The organism is Salibacterium qingdaonense, assembly GCF_900114715.1.
GTDB classification, from domain to species: Bacteria; Bacillota; Bacilli; order Bacillales; family Marinococcaceae; genus Salibacterium; species Salibacterium qingdaonense.
In genome coordinates this window covers 140,626-160,834 of sequence record NZ_FOTY01000004.1, presented here as the reverse complement: position 1 = coordinate 160,834, position 20,209 = coordinate 140,626, and the positions used below count along the sequence as shown (strand labels likewise).

Genomic DNA, 20,209 nt, shown 5'->3' with positions numbered 1-20,209 from the left:
GTGACAGTTTGAAATGAAACTCGGCAGAAAGAAAGGAGAGGGAGAGATTGGACGAAAAGGAATTTCAGCAGGCAGTTTCGGCAGCTGAAGACTGGGAAGCCGGGCGGATTTCCATGTCTCTTGAAGACACTCAGGGATGGCTTGAGCAGTTAAGAGAGGATAACCAGGAAGAGCGGAAACTGGCTTCAAAATTTTATGGGTTGATGGCGCGGGACCGATTTTCCCAGTATCATCGATTTGACCCGCTTGTGAAAAGCTGGATTCAAAAAGGGGAAACACTATTCAGCAATGAACCTGTGCTGCAGAGGCTTTCCAGAGTGCAGCAGCTTTTCACGATGAAAGATGCTGTATTCACCTATCCTCTTCCCTCCATAAGGGAAACGGATCAGAGCAGTGCCAGAAAAAAGGCAGCAGAACAGTTGAAACACGCAGCAAACCACGAGATAGAAAATCTGAAAGTAGTAAAGGAATGGGTCGATTATCCGGATGACTACCTTGAAAAAACGGCACTGGCTTATGATGTGGATCTTTCTGCGCTTCGTGATCTGCTGGAAGAGGCTTTTTCCGGATACCATCAACTTAAGGAAGCTGCAGAGGAATACCTTCATACTGTATCCGGTTCTTTTTACTCCCCGGAGCAGGTGAAGAAGATGAAATCGGTTTTGAATGAGTTGATGGACTACAGCCGTCGCTGGCAGGAGTTAATAAATCACGAGAGTTTGTCCTCCCGGGCAGAAGAGGATCCACTTACAACACTTGATCAGGTCATTGGAATGGAAAGTGTTAAACACCGGGTACACCGCCTGTATCATTATCTGCAGTACCAGAGAATCAGAAAAGAAAAAGGATACAACCTTCATGATGAACGAAGTCTTCACATGATTTTGACCGGAAATCCAGGGACCGGCAAAACGATGCTTGCCCACCTTCTGGCAGCCATATATAAAAGACTCGGTCTGCTGCAGCGCAGTGAAGTGCTGGAAGCAGACCGTTCTCATCTTGTGGGTGCTTACGTTGGACAGACCGAAGAGAAGACAATGAATCTTGTCAAAGAAGCAGTAGGCGGCGTATTGTTTATTGATGAAGCTTACAGCCTTAAGCGGGATGGAATGGGTTCTAATGATTTTGGGCAGACTGCCATAGACACATTAATAACAGCAATGACAAGTAGTGAATATGCAGGTACGTTTGCAGTTATTATGGCCGGCTATCCCGATGAGATGAGGCAGTTTTTACGTGCAAATCCCGGGCTTCGCAGCCGTTTTCCTGAAACTAATCATATCTATCTGCCCGATTATTCGATGGATGAGTTAATACGTATTGCCGAGCAGACGGCTCTGGATAACGATTTTGTATTGAGAGAGGACGGCATACAGGAATTACAGAAACGAATCGAGAATGTGCAGGTGGACGAAAGTTTTGGAAACGCCAGATCGGTGAAAGACATTATTATGGATGCCATCTTTCAAAAAGGAGCATCGGTAGGCCGTACGTCTAATGGCTCGATTGATGACTTTGCCATTCTTACCGGGGATGATGTTAAAGATCCTGTTCTGGAAGAACGTAATGAAAAAGAAGAACAGCCGATGGAGCAACTGGATGAATTGATTGGTCTGGAAGATGTAAAGCAGGAAATGAAGAAACTGGCTGCCTTTATACAGGTCCAGAATCAGCGTAGACAGAAAAATCTCCCCGCTGCACCAATTCAGCTTCACACGGTTTTCCGCGGCCCGCCCGGAACGGGAAAAACAACAGTAGCCAGTATTTACGCCGGCATCCTGAGAGAACTGGGACTGTTGAAACGCGGCCATTTGATTATTGCAGGAAGAAGCGATCTCGTAGCAGAATATACCGGACAGACAGCCATGAAAACAAAACGAAAAGTACGCGAGGCACTCGGTGGAGTTCTTTTTATAGATGAGGCTTATGCACTGGGTGGTACTGCTAAAACCGATTTTGGAAGGGAAGCACTCGATACGCTTGTCGAAGAAATGACTAAACACGAGGAAAATCTCGTTGTCATTCTATCGGGATACCCCGCTCCTATGGAAGAATTGTTTCAACTAAACCCGGGGCTTGAGTCCCGCTTTAAAAAATCTTTCTATTTCCCTTCATTTCCACCGGAAGATCTTCTGCGGATCACCACACAATACTGCAGCCGATATGGATATATACTGGATGAAAAAGCACAGCAGAAACTTGCTGCTATGTATAATGAAGTGGATACATCCGGAAATGCCAGAATGGCAGAAGATGTAAGTGAAGAATTGTTTCAGCAGCAGGCCCTTCGCATTTCGGAGGAGCAGGCGGATACGGAACGAAAACTCCGTCTCCTTACTGTAGATGATGTCGATGCTGCCTGGGATAATAAGCAATAGGAAAAGGGAGGACTACTTCATGGAAGAAGCAGTGACTGATATTGAAGTAAGGTACGTAGAAACGGACCAGATGGGCATTGTACACCACTCCAACTATGTCGTCTGGTGTGAACTTGGACGTACTCATTTAATAAAAAAGCTGGGCTTTACATATAAAGAACTTGAAGACGCAGGGATCATCTCTCCCGTTACTAACATCGATCTGCATTATAAGATTCCGGTCCGTTACGGAGACAAAGTCAAGCTCCATACGTGGATTGAAAAATATGACGGCGTCCGCGTCATTTACGGTTATTCCATTATCAACGGGGAAGGCCGGCGCTGTGCAGAAGGGACGAGCACTCATGTGTGTGTGGATCAGAAATCTTTCCGGCCGCTGTCGATAAGAAAACATCTGCCCGCCTGGCATGAAGCGTATGAATGGTATAAGAAATAATGGGCATGTCATATTTTCTGCCTTTCACAGCAAAGACACATCTCACATGTGATATAACAGAAAGGGGGAACAACCTTGGCGTTTGGCATTACAAGAAGTGAATTGAACGAATGGAAAGAAAGCGTACAGAACGGGGAGATCTCGTTCATTACACATTTTTGGTATGATAAACGCTTCCCTGAATATGATTCAGTGACAAAGGCAGGTTGCAGCGATGTTTGTAAATTAGCGGAATGGGGGGAACAGTACGGTTTGAAACCGGAATGGATTCATCACCGCGCAGCGTATCCTCATTTTGATCTGCTGGGCAGCACCCAAACCGATATTATGAAAAAAGAAGGAATGCTGTCCCAACTTCACCGCTTTACAGAAACATCTGCCGATTATGTTTAAAATATGACCACAACAGGTAAATAAACAGAGAAGGAAACAGGAGGGAAAAGGATGGAAGCTGATCAAAAAACAATCGTACAGGAATTGGAAGTTAAACCTTCTATCGATCCTGAAAAAGAAATAGAAGAACGAAAAAACTTTCTTAAAACCTATTTGAAACATACAGGTATGGATGGATATGTGCTCGGCATATCAGGAGGACAGGACTCTACGCTTGCTGGAAAAATAGCACAGATGGCTGTGACAGAGCTGAATAAAGAAGAAACAAAGTCCTATACTTTCGCAGCCCTTCGTCTTCCATACGGCATACAGTTTGATGAAGAAGATGCTGCAGCTGCGATGGAATATATCAATCCCGGGTCAACAATTACCGTCAACATAAAAAAAGCTGTTGATGCATCGGAAGAAGCGTTTCGCGAAGCAGTAGGAAAGGAAATGAGCGATTTCACCAAAGGAAATACCAAAGCCAGGGAGCGTATGAAAGTGCAATATGACATTGCCGCTGCATTCAACTGCCTCGTTATTGGAACAGATCATGCAGCGGAAGCGTTGACAGGCTTTTATACAAAACATGGCGACGGGGCCTGCGATGTAGCTCCTTTATATGGTTTGGATAAACGGCAGGGCAAAGAGCTTCTTCGAGTACTGGAGGCTCCCGCTGTTACATTTGAAAAGGTTCCAACAGCAGATCTTGAAAGTGACAAACCCGGCCTTCCGGATGAAGAAGCCCTTGGATTCAGCTATGATCAGATAGATGACTTTCTTGAAGGCAGAGACATTGACGCAGACGTGAAAAACCAGATTATCCGCCGGTACAGACAAACCGAACATAAAAGACAGCTTCCGGTCACGGTTCACGATAACTGGTGGAAATAACGCGCAGGACGGGAAGTAACATGCGCTGTGTTATGCATGCATGCTAAAGATACACCAGGAGAAATGGATAGAAAAGGAAATGGATAAAAAATTATGGCTGCTTTTGGGACTTATTCTTATCCTGGGTTTTTTCAGCGGGATGTTTATTCAGTCCCAGCGTACAGCGGGGGATCAGCAATCGTTTGAACAGACAGCTTCCGCCAGTTCCAGCGGACTTCTTGAGATTGGTGAAACTGCTGAAGTCGGTAACTTCAACATTACGGTCCATGATGCCTACGTTTCCAGTGAACAAAACTCAGAAGTTCTAGTCGCAGATCTTTCATTTCAAAATCTGGCGGAAGATCCGCAGGAGATTCCGCTGTTTAATATACTCGTGACTGACGGAGATGGACATACGTATGAAAATTTGTCTTCCTATGACGATCAGCGGCTCGTCGGCGGACAAATCCGTGCAGGGGGACTCCGGAGAGGGACCCTTGCGTTTGAAGTGGATGATTCCAGCCATTACGAACTGTCTTATACCAATCACAGCGGAAGCGGACTGGCTGCATGGAATCTCGCAATCCCTGAAAACAGATCTGCTGGATCCTGATGCTGTCTGCAGTTATATAATGCTTATTTCGCGGCGATTGATTCTTTTTCTATTTCATGATATTTTGTAGAATTAAGAAAGTTGATCCTGCAGAAGATAACGGAAATAGAAAAAGAATAAGGAGTAAGAGAGACGTATGCCAATTAAAGTACCCGATCATTTACCGGCAAAAGATATATTAACTCAGGAAAATATTTTCGTGATGAATGAAAGTCGTGCCTACACCCAGGACATCCGCCCTCTTAAAATTCTTATTCTAAATTTGATGCCCTTAAAAGAAACGACTGAAACACAGATTTTACGAATGCTTGGAAATACACCGCTGCAGCTTGATGTTTCTCTGCTTCACCCGGACACCCACCGCTCCAAAAATACACCTCAGGAACATTTGGCTGCTTTTTACAAAACCATCGATGAAATAAGCAGCAGCACGTTTGACGGTATGATTATAACGGGAGCACCGGTTGAAAAACTTCCGTTTGAACAGGTGGACTACTGGGATGAAATGAAAAAAATCCTGGAGTGGAGCAAAACCAATGTGACATCCACCCTGCATATCTGCTGGGGGGCTCAGGCAGCACTGTATTATCATTACGGAATTCCAAAACATCCGATGGATAAAAAACTGTTCGGCGTCTTCCAGCATCATATAAACAAACCGTATCACAGTCTGATGCGGGGGTTTGATGATATATTCAACGCCCCGCACTCCCGTTATACCGAAACGAGAAGAGAAGATGTGGAGCAGGTTCCCGAGCTTGACATTTTATCTGAATCCGATGAAGCAGGAGTTTATCTGGCCGCTTCCAAGGATGGCAGGCAGATTTTTATTACGGGGCACAGCGAATATGATGCAGAGACGCTTCGGGACGAATTTGAAAGAGATGCAAGGCGGGGTATTTCCACCAAACTTCCTGACAATTATTTCCCGGAAGACAATCATCTGATGCATCCACCGCTGCGCTGGCGTGCGCATTCCAATTTATTATTTTTAAATTGGCTGAACTACTTTGTGTACCAGCAGACTCCGTATGATTTTGCGTGACTTGTTTCTCCTTTGGTCTGTATAACAGCACGATTATACAGACCTTTCTGTTTTTCAGATTGACAGATTGTACAAAAAGTAAAGGTGATCAAGATGGATGCACTTGATATTGTTATGAATAAACAGAACGTCATACCTTACCTGCAGCCCATTATAAGTGCGGACAGGCAGGAAATTACAGGATATGAAGTCCTTGGACGTTATCAGGACGAAGAAAGCACGGTGAGTCTCCGTCCATTTTTTCAGGATAAATCGATACCCGAAGAATATCGACGGGAAATAGAAGAACAGATTCATCATCAGGCTCTCACTTATTTTCTGGAAGAGCACCGCAGCGAATTAATTTTTCTGAACATAGATGTAGACTTGATTCTGGCCGATGGCGGCGAGCACTTCTTTGAAAGACTTTCCTCCTACAAAGAACATGGCTTATCTTTCTCACGGCTCGTCCTTGAATGTAAAGAACACGAGTTCGAAGGAGATCTCTCCCGGCTGAAGCATTTTATCCAATACGTACAAAGCATGGGAATACGTACAGCTCTTGATGATGTAGGGGGGAGCAGTACGCCGCTTGAAGAGATTGCTTATCTGAACCCCGATATTGTAAAGGTGGATCTCGGTTTTCTTGCTGATCAATCCTTTCCTGAAATGTACAGGGAAGCCCTGCATTCTCTTTCTGTCCTTTCCGGAAAAATCGGTGCATCGCTTCTTTTTGAAAATATCAATGAATTCAATCAGCTGCATTTTGCATGGAAGCATGGAGCCCGTTATTTTCAAGGTTCCTACCTCGGACGTCCGGCATCTTCATTTCTTGATAAAATGACATTTGCTGAAACATTGAGAAAACATTTTAATGATTTTCTATTCTTTGAAAAAAAGAAAATCGAAGCACAGATAGAATTGACGGATACATTATCCAAACGCCTGAAGCAGGCGGTACATGATAAACAGAACCCGGAAGACATTGATGAATTAACCCTTCATATCGCTGAGGGGTTAAAGGACCTTTCGTTTCGGGTATACCTGTGTAATTATGAAGGGTTCCAGCAGTCAGGGAATGCATTTCTCGATGAAGAAGGAGCGTGGCAGTATCAGTTTGAAGAAAAGAACCGGAACTGGAGCTGGCGCCCTTATTTTCTTGAAAATATCGTACGGATGAACATTGAGAAAAAGGGGATTCTGTCAGACCTTTATACAGACATTCATAAGGAAGAGCGTATACGCACCTATTCCTATCCAATCAATGAAAATCTGTATGTGTTTGTTGATATCCCCTATTCCTACCTCTTTGAAAAAGATTTTTTACTGTAAAACCGGCGTGCAGCACAAGCCGGTTTTACTATTGTCAGAACGCAGACAGCAGGAGGGGTCAAATCGATGACGCGAAAAGAAAAGTGGATGGGAAAAAAGGAACGCATGGATTACTTTGAACGCTGTCAATTTCCAAAAGACGTTTTAATCAGCCTGCTTTATGAACTGCCGCATGATCCGCTCATTCAGCACATACCGGCACTGAAACAGCAGGCAGCGTCGGCCGTGGAGAAACTTTCTGCTTCCTTTTTGACGATTGCTTGCTGCGGGCATTTTTCCGCCGGCAAATCCACGCTTCTTAACCAAATCATGAACTCGGACATTCTGCCCTCCCATCCTGTGCCGACGAGTGCAAATATCGTTCATCTGCAATACAGCACCAAAACACTCTATCAATATCGTGATACAGAAACACGGCATTGGAATGAGATCCCGCCTGGTGATGATCTTGACACCTGGTTTCTTTCAGATCACGTGGAGGAATTGTCCATTCAATCACCACATGTCCACCTCCCGGAACATGTCAAAATCATGGATACGCCCGGTATGGATTCAACAGACCCACTGCACCGCAGAAAAGCCCTCTCTTCGCTCAGCCAGGCAGATATCGTCTGCTGTGTCACTGATTATCAGCATGTGGAATCCGCCGGCAACGAAGATCTTTTAAAAGAAATCAATGAACGCGGCATGTCTCCCAAGCTGATCGTGAACCAAGTGGATAAGCACGATGAGCAGGAGCAGTCTTTTGAAACGTTTCACCAAAACATTATGGATTCGTGGAGCAGGCGCCGGGTTTACGTGTCAGGAGTGTATTACGTTTCCGCCAAATTTCCCGATGCTTCACCCGGGGAATGGGCTTCTCTCTGCCGGCTTTTTCATCCTGGTGAGGAAGAAGCCGGATATTTGATGAACCAGCGCGCTGCCCTTGAAACATACCGCATTGTGGAAGAGGCAGTCCATTATCACAAATCAAAAGAAACCTCGCATCATGAAAACGAGAGAGCCAAACACAGCGCACGTGAAATCGATCAGGTGATAACGGACTTGGATACCCGGATTCAATCGGTGCCTTTCTGGGCGCAGCAGTTCGAATATTATGTCATGAAGATGGTGGACCGTCTCTTCGAAAATGCCAAAATCACTCCATATCATACGAGAGATGCAGCAAAAGATTATCTCACTTCTCTTCAGGAAACCTCTGTATGGAGAAAATGGCTGCAGCCCAAACGAGTGAATGCAGCACTCGAAGAAGCCAAAAAACGGCTGCTGGATAACCTCCGGGAAAATGTACAGAGCTATATCGATATTCCGCTTCAGCAGGAAATGCAAAAGATTATGCAGCATTACAATCTGCAAGAGCAGAAGCATAAAAAAACGTTGTTCTCCTTATACTGGGAACCGGATGAAACGTTAATCACCGAAGCGCGCCGCAGCGGATCCCGCCACGGGGAAAACTACAGCGCCGTATTCTGCCGGAGCCTTGCGGAGCAGGTGAGAAAAAATTATAAAGCAATGCTGCGGGAATGGATACCCGAATGGAAACACGCTCTTGGTACAATCCAAAAGATAGAAACAGAACGTTTGCAAACAGAATACAGACTTTGGCTTGAAGCCCGGGAAATGCGCATTCGAATCGACCAAAAGATATCATGGCTTGAAGACAGATCGGGTTATTATCTAAATCGGCTGTTAAGCAGTGCCGTGCCGCGGGCGGCTGTTTCTTATGATACATTAGAGAAGGAAGACAGTCGTTTTGTTTCAACGTTTTACGACGCTCCCTCCATTAACATCGGGGCATTATACCCGGCTGTTTCAGGTGGAACCGGTCTTTTCCACCGGCAATCCAGTCTTGGAACAGCGCATCTGGCAGATCAGGCCGTATCCCTTATACAGGACATGCCGCAGATGCAGCAGCGGACGCATTCTCTGCATAAAAAAGCGGAACGGATGCGGGAAAAAGACTGGCGTGTCTCCCTTTTCGGAAGTTTCAGTGCGGGCAAATCCACACTTGCCAATGCCATCCTGGGTGAGCAGGTGCTGGGTGTCGCCGCGAATCCTACGACAGCCTGTGTGCAGCGGATTCAATTCCCGGACCGTGAGCATCCTCATCGAAGTGTTGAACTCGTATACAAGTCAACGGACGGAATCACGAACGACATGAATGATATTCTGGGCGGAGCCGGATATAAACTGCAAACATTCCAGGACTGGCCGGAGCAAAAGGAAAATATGAGGAACAGCCGGCTTTTTGAGGAGAATGAGAAAGAAAAAAAGCATGAAACAGTGGAAACCGCTTCTGTACTGGACCTGTTAGATCCCGATGAAATAGAGCTGCTCGATATGTATCACCATACGGCTTTGATGAACAGGAGCCGGATGGGCCTGCATCAGGTAACGGATGAAGAAACATACAGGAACATAATTGGGAGGCAGGAAGAACTACTGCTCATTGATTCGGCTACGATATATTACGACTGTGAATTTACCCGCTCCGGCTGCATACTGACAGATACCCCAGGCATTGGATCGGTTTACAGACGACATTCAGAGACCGCATTTCGTGAACTGAAAGAAGCAGATGCTCTCCTTTACGTCAGTTATTACAACCATGCCTTTTCTAAGGCGGATCAGGAATTTTTAAAACAGATCGGCCGGACGAAAGAATATTTCTCTTATGATAAAATGTTTTTTCTCGTTAATGCAGCGGACCTTGCTTCTTCTGAAAGGGAGTTGCAGGATGTGCTGAACTATGCCTTCAATCAGCTCGAACGGCTGGGAATTGCTTCCCCGCGGGTCTACCCGGTTTCGGCAGGAAAAGCCGTCCGGGGAGAACAGCGGACATCCGGTCTGCGGCATTTTCTCGACTTATTCCACGCTTTCACTGAAGAACGTCTGCAGGAAACGCTGCAGAACGAGCTGTACGGGGAAATAGAATCTGCTGCAGGAGCCCTGAAAAATCATCAGCTCTTTCTCCAGCAGAAAGAGAACGAAAAGGAGATCGAAAAAGAAAAGGTAAGGAAGAAAACCCTATCCTTTCAAACGTGGATCCAGCAATATGATATATCGATTGACAGGAAAGAAGTGGAGCAGGAACTGGATGAATTGATGTTTTACGTAAAGCAGCGCGTATTTTACAGGTATTTTGATGAATATAAGGAACTGCTGCATGCAGGCCGTTTTCAGAAAGAATATTTCTCCTCGCAGCTCCACCGTTATGTCAACGAGCTCATTACTTTGTTATTCCATCTTTTTGCTGAGGAAGTACGTGCGACGATGATACGCATGGAATACTTCCTGAACCGCAAATGGAAGAGTCTGCAGGAAGACGCTGCCCACGCATTTCCGAAAGAGCTTGCAGAAGCCTTTGTAAAAAAAGACAAAGAGCAGCAGATACCAGAAGCAGATGTTCACTCTTTTCCTCCTGATGCCGTGAAGAATTTTTCGTTTATACAGAAATACCGTTCTTACCGTGATTTTTTCACCCAGGGAGAGTACAAACAGCTTAAGGATGAACTGGAACAGGCGCTGCGCCCCCACGGAGATGCATATATAAAAAAATATCAGGATGAACTGAAAAAGCGTTATGCAGACTGGATGACATTGGAGTGGGAAGATGCTTTGAAATGGTATGAACGATTGGCAGATGACCTTTACCAGTCGTTTTATGAGAAGCAGGACGCCAACATGCAAAAACAGTTGACAAAAGCCGTCGAAGGTCTCCAGAAATTGTTATAGGCTGGTTGGATTTACGTCGGAATTTTGATAGAATAAAGAGAAAAGGTATCATTATCGGTCCGTTCCCAGGGTTATCAAGGTAGTAAAGGATGATTGAAATGGAACGACGTAACATTTTCCTTGACGATGTGAGGCCTGGACCTGAAGACCATATTCTTGTTAAAATAGCGGAAGAATGTATACTGCTGCTCGAGGATGACCAGCATGTTTCTCATCTGTCACTTGACCATGATCTTGGCAGTAAGAAAAGTAATGGATTTGAAGTTGTTTTATATCTGCTGGAAAATAATCAATACCCAGATCGAATTACAATACATTCAGCGAATGCTGCCGCTGGGAAAAAAATGTACCAGCACTTACTCGAAGGAAAAAGAAAAGGCACCTTACCTGAAAGGGTAAAAGTAACGTTAAGACCTTTGCCGTTGACATTTTCATAAATGCAGAAAAGCTGTCTGCACTGCAGGCGGCTTTTTTATTCCTGTTGCACGAAGGAGGAGATGAAAGATGATACGTATGAATATGACAGACAGAGCGGAGCATGCTGCAGCAGCATTCTGTGTTCCGGCTGCCATAAGAATCGAGGCAGCGTGGTCCGGCTCGTGAGCTGGTGACGTAGATGTACGCCTGGTTCTGGAAGAACCAGCACAAAGTGACACATCAACGCCGGTATATGCTTTTACGGATGAAGCTTCTTTGTTTCACCTTAAACCGGAGCCGTTTCTTGAGTATCACCCAACACTCGGCTGGATGGTGAAAAATAAGAACGAAGTGGTGGCAGCAGGCCTGAAAGTGATAAGAAAGGTTTGAGTCCTCTCTGCATACCATGACTAAAAAAGGATTCGATAAATGATGTTTACTGCAGACACGCATTGTGATGTGCTTTGGAAAGCAGCGGAGAATGCTGCTTCTGTTGTCAACGTGGACACTCTTCGTCAAGGAGGAGTGAATCTCCAGAATGCCGCTCTGTTTGTTCCTCCTTCTCTGCCGAAGAACAGACAGTATGCTCTGTTGAATAAAGAACTCCGGATTTTTCAGCAAATGACACAGCCGGAACAGAACTCGAATGACCAGAATCCGGATTATATGCTGTCTCTTGAAGGAGCTTCCCTTATTGAAGACGATCTGAAAGAGTGGGCCAGATTGAAGGAGGCCGGACTGGAGATGGCCGGGCTGACCTGGAATGAAAAAAATCAGCTTGCAGCCGGCAGTGAACAGTCCAATAAATTTGGACTGACGGATAAAGGTAAAAACATCATTGAATGGATGAATCATCACGCTATTGTACTGGATGCAGCCCACCTGAATGAACAGAGTTTCTGGCAGGCTCTTGAATATGCAGGTAAAACAGCAGTCAGTCATACGAACGTCAGATCCCTGCATGACCATCCCCGCAATCTCACGGATGAGCAGATCCGTGCCCTTGTACATCAGGAAGGATTTATTGGTCTCACATTTTATCCGTATTTTATTAATGGAACAGACCAGGCTGATTTTTCAGATGTTGGCAGGCAGGTGGAACATCTTTGCAGTTTAGGGGCAGATTCTATTACCGGTTTTGGTTCTGATTTTGACGGTATTGCCAAAACGGTGAGCGGCATGGAATCTCCAGCCGGTTTTCCTGCTCTTTTGGAATGGCTGCTGCAGCGTTTTGATGAGGACACGGTAAAAGGGATAGCAGGAGTTAATTTTAACCGTTTCCGGCACCGGCGCGCTTTATAGGCGTTGTTCTTTTCAAACGGGTGCGTTTCCTCTACAATGGGAGCAAGAAAGAGGTGAGTACACATGCAGATTTCTGATCAAGCAAAACAATTTCTCGAAGGTGTTATGGAAGAACATGACATGGATGCGATTCGTGTCGTATTCTCCGGGATGGGCTGAAGCGGTCCGAATATTGGTCTGGCTCTGGATGAGCCGGCAGAAGACGACGAAAAAAGAGAAATTAATGGCATCCAGGTAGCAATTGAGCAGCAGATTCTTTCCCACGTGGAGGGTGTCACCCTCGATATAGAATCGTCTGAAGATGGGGAACCTGGGCTTGTTATGAGCGGCGCTCCCGGCAGCGACTGCTGTTAATCAATAAAAACGGCCCCGGCGGAGTATTCGTACCGCCTGGCCCGTTTTATTATTCTTCCACCCACTCTTTAACGAGATCCTGGTTATTCTCCACCCAATTTTCGGCGCCGTCAAGCGGTTTTTCCGCCTCATTTACCGCCGTCATCAGTGTACCTATATCCTCATCGTTCATTTTCCAGTTTTTAAACCATTGATCCAGTTTTGGATAATCTTCCGCAAACCCTTGTCTGGTCGCATGATAAATCTGTTCGGATTCGCCGTACACGTTCTTTGGATCCTCAAGGAATTTCAGATCATGCTGGGAAAAAACCCGGTGAGGCTTCCATAGTGGAGCAACGATAGGTGCTTCGCTGGAAATTGCCTGATTGATTTCTTCCAGCATGGCAGGCTCTGAACTTGGGAACAGTTCAAAGTCCAGGTTATATTCGTTAATCATTTCTTCTGTTACTTCCATTGTACCGGCACCCGGGTCAAAACCAACAATCTCACCCTCGAATTTTTCCACATTTGCATTAAGATCTTCGATACTGTTTATGTCTTCCATGTATTCTGGAACGACGAGACCGACTTTGGCGTTATCATACCAGGACACATCAGCAAAGTTAATTTGATCGTCGTATTCTTCCACGTAATTTTGATCCTGAACAGGAAGCCATACTTCAAGACTGATATCAAGACTTCCCTCAGACACGCTTTTCATGGTTGTCCCCATATTCAGGTTATTGAATGTCACGTCGTATCCTCTGTTTTCCAGAATAACTTTCCACATATTCGTAACGGCTATATTTTCAGCCCAGTTGATCTGGCCCATCTGCAGGGTTTCACTGCTGTTTTCCGTTTCCGAACTGGATTGATTATTTTCACTTTCATTTGCGCTCTCATTTGTACTTTCACTTTCATTTGCACTTTCATTTGCACTTTCATTTGTATTTTCATTTTCGCCGCTTGAACTATCACTGCCACAGGCAGCCAGTCCAGTCAGCATCAATGCAGCTGTTACAGATTGCATAGTACGTTTCCACATATTTATGGATCCTCCTTCAATTTGGTGATGTACATAGTGCAGCAAAATACAATAGTTGACAGTGTGATGTCTAAACAATCACCCGGAAATGATAATCTTAACACATCTGTTAACATTTCACCCTTTCCTGTTGTTAAGATTGTTAGATTAATTAAATATTTTTTTAACACTTTTAATTTAACACGATTTCAATAAAAGTCAAATAGATGTACAAGGGAAATAGATTCTCAGTTCCTTCATGATAGAGTATAGAAAAATTTTAATTCTTATTCAAAGAGGGTTGTTCTGTAAATCAACACTTGAATTTGTTACGCTTAGAAAAAAATCAGCAATCAATAAGGCAGGGATACTATGAATGATTCTTCACCGCTTCTAACCTTCGACCACGTCGATGTCACCTCCGGAGGCAAATCCAGACTCAAGAACATAACATTTGAAATGAACAAAGGAGAACAGTGGGGGCTGCTTGGACTGAATGGTTCTGGTAAAACAACATTGCTCCAGATTATCGCAGGTTACGTGTGGCCGACATCAGGAACGGTGACAAGCTGGAAAGGACAGTACGGCAGAATAAATATTCCCGCTTTACGCCGTGACATCGGATGGGTCAGCGACGCACTGGATGATCGTTACCGGACCCGTTCAAGCGACAGCGCGCTTGATGTTGTGCTGAGCGGTCTTTATGCTTCGGTCGGCCTTTTTGAAAAAACAACGGAAGAAGATAGGGAAAAAGCAGTTTCCTGGATGTCTTTTTTCGGAATTGAAGGTTTGCAGCAACGAGCGTTTTCCAGCCTGTCACAAGGTGAAAAACGAAGAACGATGCTTGCCAGAGCATGGATGGCTGAACCAAAATTGTTACTGCTTGATGAACCCTGTACCGGACTCGATGTCAAAGGACGGGAAGAGTTTTTATCCTCTGTTGAGGCCCTCATGTCCCTTGAAGACGCTCCAGCCCTTTTATATGTCACTCACCATATAGAGGAAATACCCGCTTCCGTGGACAACATCATATTATTAAAAAATGCTGAAATCGTTCAAAAAGGGGAGAAAAAAACGGTGTTGAATGACAGGAATATCAAAAACACCTTTGAAGTGAACGGCAGAGTGCATTGGGAAGAAGAGCGCCCCTGGCTTCTTATAAGAAACCAGTTCTCCTGACAATCAGTTAAAATAAAATTCAGCCCCTGAACACTTTTTTAGTGCTGAAAAATCAGTAGAAAAGTTCTATTTTACTAAAGAAAATAAAAATATATCTTGCAGTTCGCTGTCAATCCGGTAAAATAGAGACAAAAGTACTAATGCTGTATGAACAGTTGGGGGTAAAAGCATGGCACTTACAAATCAAACCGACATTCTGCTCGAAAGCGGAACGAATGAGCTGGAAATTGTGATGTTCAACGTAGGAAGCGGCATGTTCGGGATTAATGTTTTAAAGGTGAGAGAGATTATACAGCCGGTGGAAGTAACCGAAACGCCGAACCGTCACGCACACCTCGAGGGGGTAGCACGTCTGCGGGATGAAGTCATTCCAGTGGTGGACCTGGCCAAAGTGCTCGGGTATCCTCCGTCGGAAGATCCTGAAAATGATAAATTTATTATTTCGGAGCTGAATCAGCTGAAAGTAGCTTTTCATGTGCATTCTGTCTCCAGGATTCACCGGATTTCATGGGAACAGATTGAAAAACCGGGTGAACTGTCCCAAGGTCATGACGCTAATACAATCGGTATCGTGAAGATGGAAGATAACATATCTCTGCTGTTGGACTATGAAAAAATCGTAATGGATATTGCACCGGAATCCGGCATCAGTATGCCTAAGGCGAAAAGCATTCAATACAAAGACCGGACCCAGAAGCAGCTGATGATTGTAGAAGACTCCCCGATACTCAGGCAGATGCTTGAAGATGTTCTGGAAGAGTCCGGTTACGTGAATTCCCATATCTATGAAGACGGCAAAGAAGCCTGGGACTTTATTGAATCGATGCAGGAAAATGCACCAGCCCTTCCGGATCTTATAATTACAGATCTTGAAATGCCCAAAATGGACGGACATCATTTAACATACAAAATAAAAAATCACCCGGCTCTAAAACAGCTGCCCGTTGTCATTTTCTCCTCTCTGATCACAGATGATCTTTATCATAAAGGAGAAAAAGTCGGAGCAGATGCCCAGATAAGCAAACCGGAAATTGTAAATCTGGTAGACCATATTGATTCCATGATTTTGAGTGAAGAATAAATTATTCGTATGAAAACACCCTGCAGCATACCGCTGCAGGGTGTTTTCATACGAAGCATCATGGAATAACCAACATAAAACAATCCCTCTATGTATAGTAGAAAATTTCTGAAAAATAAGTTGACTGTTTTATAACAACTTTGTATAATGAGAAGTACACTATAACAATTATAAAAGATGGAGGCGTGATGAGCGTGATGCAACGGATGGAGAGAAGGATGAAACAACAGGAAGAAAAAGTTCAGGAAGAGGAAGAAACCGTTCTCGAGATGATCAACGACTATCACACCCTTAGATAAAACCAAGATACAATCTTCTACAATAACGGGCGCCCGTTATTGTTTTTTTATTCACTGTACTAATACAGAACAAATGATTTGAAAAAGAACGGTTTTTATATAAATATTCCTTTAGTGGGGTGGATGCGTTGGAAATCAAACGTATATTCGGTATAATGTAATGATAGAGGTGAACGAATGAATGCAGAAGCAGAACCTTCAACAAGTAATGAACTGGATGAAAAACGACCCGGAGATCAGCAGCCGGATCGAATACTGGCATACAATAGAAGAAAAACCGCCCAGAACGTCGCCGTTTCCGGACACACTGGATAGCAGACTGAAAAAGGCGCTTGAACAGCGTGGTATATCTGAGATGTATATTCATCAGGCGCAGGCGCTGCAAAAAAGTGGCACGCAGGACCGGAATACTGTGGCGGTTACTCCCACCGCATCAGGCAAAACGCTCTGCTACAACCTTCCTGTACTTCAGTCTATTCTTCAGGACAAAGAGAGCCGGGCGCTGTATTTATTCCCGACAAAAGCACTTGCCCAGGACCAGAAGAGTGAGATGAATGAATTAATCGCGGACATGGGGGAAGATATCAGAAGCTATACGTATGACGGGGACACCGATGCGGGTATCAGACAGGTGATCCGAAAAGCAGGACACGTGGTCATGACCAACCCGGATATGCTTCATTCGGCAGTGCTTCCGCATCATACAAAATGGGTATCCCTCTTTGAAAATCTGAAATACATTGTTATAGACGAAATCCACACGTACCGGGGTGTGTTTGGAAGTCATACCGCCAATGTCATCCGCCGTCTGAAACGGATCGCCGAGTATTACGGAAGCTCCCCGGTGTTTATCTGCACGTCCGCTACCATTGCGAACCCGCGCGAACTGGCTGAAACGCTGACTGGAGAACCGTTTCACTTAATTGATGAAAACGGGGCACCCCGCGGCAGAAAACATTTTGTATTCTATAACCCCCCTGTGGTTCATGAAGCACTGAATATCAGAAAAGGGGCGGTATCGGAAGTCCATGCTCTTGCTTCCCGCTTTCTAAAAGAGAACATTCAGACGATTGTGTTCGCAAGAAGCAGAGTGACGGTGGAAGTGATTTTAACCCATCTGCAGGAGCTTGTAAAAAGGGAACTTGGCCCAAAATCGATACAGGGATACCGCGGCGGCTATCTGCCAAAACAGCGCCGCGAGATTGAAAACGGGCTCCGCACAGGTGATGTGATGGGTGTTGTGAGCACCAACGCACTGGAGCTTGGCGTAGATATCGGCCAGCTGCAGGTATGTCTTATGACGGGGTACCCGGGGTCTGTTGCAAGTGCCTGGCAGCAGGCCGGACGTGCCGGCAGAAGACAGGACGAGTCTTTGATAGTAATGGTGGCAAATTCCACTCCGGTCGATCAGTATATGATCCAGCAGCCGGATTTCTTTCTGGAACAGAATCCGGAGTCAGCACGGATTGATCCGGACAACCTCATTATTCTCGTCGATCATGTGAAATGTGCTGCATTTGAACTGCCGTTTCAAGATGGAGAAACATTCGACGGCGTTGATATACGGGAGGTGCTGGATTATCTATCCGAGGAACAAGTGCTTCACCCGCGGGGACATAAATGGTACTGGATGAATGATGCCTTTCCGGCTCATGGCGTCAGCCTTCGTTCGGCTTCCCAGGAAAATGTGGTCATTATAGACCAGACACAAGCCGGATCAGCCAAAGTGATTGGAGAAATGGACCGGTTCAGCGCAATGACGCTTCTTCATGACAACGCCATTTACCTGCATCAGGGCATTCAGTACCAGGTCCGGGAACTTGACTGGGAGGAAAAGAAGGCTTACGTGGAAGAGGTGGAGGTGGAATACTACACCGATGCCAACCTTGCTGTTGATCTGAAAGTGCTGGAAGAAGACAGAAAATCTGAACACACGTCTTTCACGACAGCCTTTGGGGATGTCATGGTCAATGCGAAAGCCATAGTCTTCAAAAAAATCAAAATGACGACCTTTGAAAACGTCGGGTCCGGTCCGATTCATCTTCCGGAAGAAGAACTGCATACCAACGCATGCTGGATCAGCTTTCCCGGGGAGACAGTAAAGGAGTTTGGGAGGAATTCTCTTGAACAGGCCTTGATAGGATGCGCCAACGTGCTCCGTCATACTGCCCCTATCCACGTCATGTGCGACCGAAGTGACCTTCATGTTGTTCCGCAGATGAAAGCGACCCATTCTGAACGTCCCACTATCTTTTTATATGACAGGTATCCAGGAGGGGTCGGTTTGTCTTCGGCTGTCTACAAAGACATGAAAAACATTCTGAACGACTGCAGAAAGCTGATTCGCTCCTGTCCGTGTACTTCCGGATGTCCGTCCTGTGTTGGTTCTGATCTGAACCTTGATGAAGAAGCCAAATGGCTGTCGCTGCGCCTGATCCGTATCTTAGAGGAGGAACAGCAGATTGAAGCAAAAGCATAAGCTGAAACGTATGAAGCATCATATGAGCCATGACGGGGCAGAGACATCGGCAGAGCCTGAACAGGAAAAGAACCAGCAGCAGGAGGGCCGGCAGGACATTCCGTTTCAAGCTGAATGGGAGGAAATGAATGCTGTCCCGTTGTATCTCGATGACCAGTACGTGCTTCGCCGGGAGATACAGTACAGTCTTGATTACCGGTACGGCAGCCGCCGTCTTGGTGACATTTTTCAGGTGTTTAGACGGTGGGCGCAGGAAACAGCGGATCATCCTCTGAAGCCGGACGGGCGCCGGCCTCAGGATCTTCTTTTTTTTGATACCGAAACGACGGGGCTGAACAGCGGTGCCGGGAATATGATATATCTGCTCGGCGGCGCATGGCTTTCAGAGGACTGCGTGCATGTGACGCAGTATTTTCTGCCCGGACCGGAGTCAGAAGCCGCTTTTTACTATCACTTTTTAACAGAGATGGAACATTCCATTCACCATCTCGCTACCTATAATGGAAAGGCCTTCGACTGGCCGCAGGTAAAAACAAGGCATACATTCGTCCGTCATGAAGTACCGAAGCTTCCTGAATTCGGGCATTTTGACCTGCTCCATGCCGCACGCCGCCTGTTTAAGCGTGTGCTCCCGTCCTGCCGTTTGTCTGTCGTGGAAGAAGAAATTCTTGGTCTCCACCGGGAAAATGATACGCCGGGCTACCTTGCTCCCATGTTGTACTTCGATTACCTAAAAGAACAGAACCCTGTCTTTATTAAAGGTGTTATCGGACATAACGAGCAGGATGTGCTCTCTCTCATTTCACTTTATATCGAATTGTCCGAACGTGTTCTCGAAGGAGGGACGACCCCGGAGGAAACATATGAAATCGGACGCTGGTTTGAACAGATGAAAGAGTGGAATAAAGCATCCTGGTGCTATCACAAAGCGATCCGTACTTCAAGGGAGTGGAATGCGGTCTATGTGTACGCTCTTGCTCTTGTTCTGAAAAAACAGAAACAGATGGCTGAAGCTCTGCCTTATCTGGTGAGCGTATGGCAGAACCGGGGCAAACATGCTGCCGATGCAGCGGTGGAACTGGCCAAATATATGGAACATGAGCTTAAAGACGCAGAGAAAGCTTTTCATTATACCGAGGAAGCATACACTCTTTCCCGGAACACGGACCTTCGGGATGATCTGGAGAAACGAAGAAGACGGCTCAGCGGGAAAATACGTCCGGGGAAATCGTTCATTTGATTATTTCCCGGGCAAGCGCATAAACTTCTGTTATCCGTGCTGAATCGGCATTGTTGGACAATGCCGCTCTCTCTTTACTCCGCCGATTG

Annotated in this window: 15 protein-coding genes; 14 read left to right on the top strand and 1 reads right to left on the bottom strand. The window is 45.6% G+C overall.

Annotation, left to right across the window (positions count from 1 at the left end):
- Positions 1–47 precede the first annotated feature (47 nt).
- The 10 genes from BM058_RS05475 to BM058_RS05430 all read left to right on the top strand — a co-directional run bounded on the left by BM058_RS05475 (position 48) and on the right by BM058_RS05430 (position 12,485).
- The gene (locus BM058_RS05475; protein WP_090926020.1) at positions 48–2,378 is read left to right on the top strand and encodes an AAA family ATPase; all 2,331 of its coding nucleotides are present in this window, start codon (positions 48–50) and stop codon (positions 2,376–2,378) included.
- A gap of 19 nt (positions 2,379–2,397) precedes the next feature.
- Positions 2,398–2,814, top strand: coding sequence for an acyl-CoA thioesterase (locus BM058_RS05470; RefSeq protein WP_090926019.1), 417 nt, complete (start codon positions 2,398–2,400; stop codon positions 2,812–2,814).
- Between the two features lie 75 nt (positions 2,815–2,889).
- Positions 2,890–3,207 carry a hypothetical protein gene (locus tag BM058_RS05465; RefSeq protein WP_090926018.1) on the top strand — a complete coding sequence of 106 codons (318 nt, stop codon included), beginning with the start codon at positions 2,890–2,892 and terminating at the stop codon, positions 3,205–3,207.
- Between the two features lie 51 nt (positions 3,208–3,258).
- Complete coding sequence (gene nadE, locus BM058_RS05460; protein WP_090926017.1) at positions 3,259–4,083, top strand: ammonia-dependent NAD(+) synthetase; 825 nt, start codon at positions 3,259–3,261, stop codon at positions 4,081–4,083.
- Between the two features lie 79 nt (positions 4,084–4,162).
- Positions 4,163–4,675, top strand: a complete 513-nt coding sequence (locus tag BM058_RS05455) for a DUF4352 domain-containing protein (protein ID WP_177195443.1) — start codon at positions 4,163–4,165, stop codon at positions 4,673–4,675.
- Positions 4,676–4,811: 136 nt separating this feature from the next.
- A complete protein-coding gene (metA, locus tag BM058_RS05450) occupies positions 4,812–5,720 on the top strand; it encodes a homoserine O-acetyltransferase MetA (RefSeq protein WP_090926015.1) in 909 nt (302 codons plus the stop codon).
- Between the two features lie 93 nt (positions 5,721–5,813).
- Positions 5,814–7,031: an EAL domain-containing protein gene (locus tag BM058_RS05445; protein WP_090926014.1), complete on the top strand. Its 1,218-nt coding sequence runs from the start codon at positions 5,814–5,816 to the stop codon at positions 7,029–7,031.
- 66 nt (positions 7,032–7,097) lie between these two features.
- Positions 7,098–10,766 carry a dynamin family protein gene (locus tag BM058_RS05440; RefSeq protein ID WP_090926013.1) on the top strand — a complete coding sequence of 1,223 codons (3,669 nt, stop codon included), beginning with the start codon at positions 7,098–7,100 and terminating at the stop codon, positions 10,764–10,766.
- Positions 10,767–10,855: 89 nt separating this feature from the next.
- On the top strand, positions 10,856–11,203 hold the full coding sequence (locus tag BM058_RS05435; RefSeq protein WP_245736855.1) for a cyclic-phosphate processing receiver domain-containing protein: 348 nt from the start codon (positions 10,856–10,858) through the stop codon (positions 11,201–11,203).
- 409 nt (positions 11,204–11,612) lie between these two features.
- On the top strand, positions 11,613–12,485 hold the full coding sequence (locus BM058_RS05430; protein ID WP_090926012.1) for a dipeptidase: 873 nt from the start codon (positions 11,613–11,615) through the stop codon (positions 12,483–12,485).
- Between the two features lie 403 nt (positions 12,486–12,888).
- Here the strand turns inward: BM058_RS05430 and BM058_RS05425 are convergent, their stop codons facing one another.
- On the bottom strand, positions 12,889–13,863 hold the full coding sequence (locus BM058_RS05425) for a glycine betaine ABC transporter substrate-binding protein (protein WP_322787873.1): 975 nt from the start codon (positions 13,861–13,863) through the stop codon (positions 12,889–12,891).
- Positions 13,864–14,214: 351 nt separating this feature from the next.
- Between BM058_RS05425 and BM058_RS05420 the strand changes: the two genes are divergently transcribed.
- The 4 genes from BM058_RS05420 to BM058_RS05405 all read left to right on the top strand — a co-directional run bounded on the left by BM058_RS05420 (position 14,215) and on the right by BM058_RS05405 (position 20,120).
- Entirely contained in the window at positions 14,215–15,021 is an 807-nt protein-coding gene (locus BM058_RS05420; RefSeq protein ID WP_090926011.1) for an ABC transporter ATP-binding protein, read from the top strand.
- A 169-nt stretch (positions 15,022–15,190) separates the two neighbouring features.
- Positions 15,191–16,102 carry a chemotaxis protein gene (locus tag BM058_RS05415; protein ID WP_090926010.1) on the top strand — a complete coding sequence of 304 codons (912 nt, stop codon included), beginning with the start codon at positions 15,191–15,193 and terminating at the stop codon, positions 16,100–16,102.
- Between the two features lie 480 nt (positions 16,103–16,582).
- Complete coding sequence (locus BM058_RS05410; RefSeq protein ID WP_090926009.1) at positions 16,583–18,880, top strand: DEAD/DEAH box helicase; 2,298 nt, start codon at positions 16,583–16,585, stop codon at positions 18,878–18,880.
- Complete coding sequence (locus tag BM058_RS05405; protein WP_090926008.1) at positions 18,864–20,120, top strand: ribonuclease H-like domain-containing protein; 1,257 nt, start codon at positions 18,864–18,866, stop codon at positions 20,118–20,120. The genes BM058_RS05410 and BM058_RS05405 overlap by 17 nt, the downstream gene beginning before the upstream one ends.
- Positions 20,121–20,209: the final 89 nt, after the last annotated feature.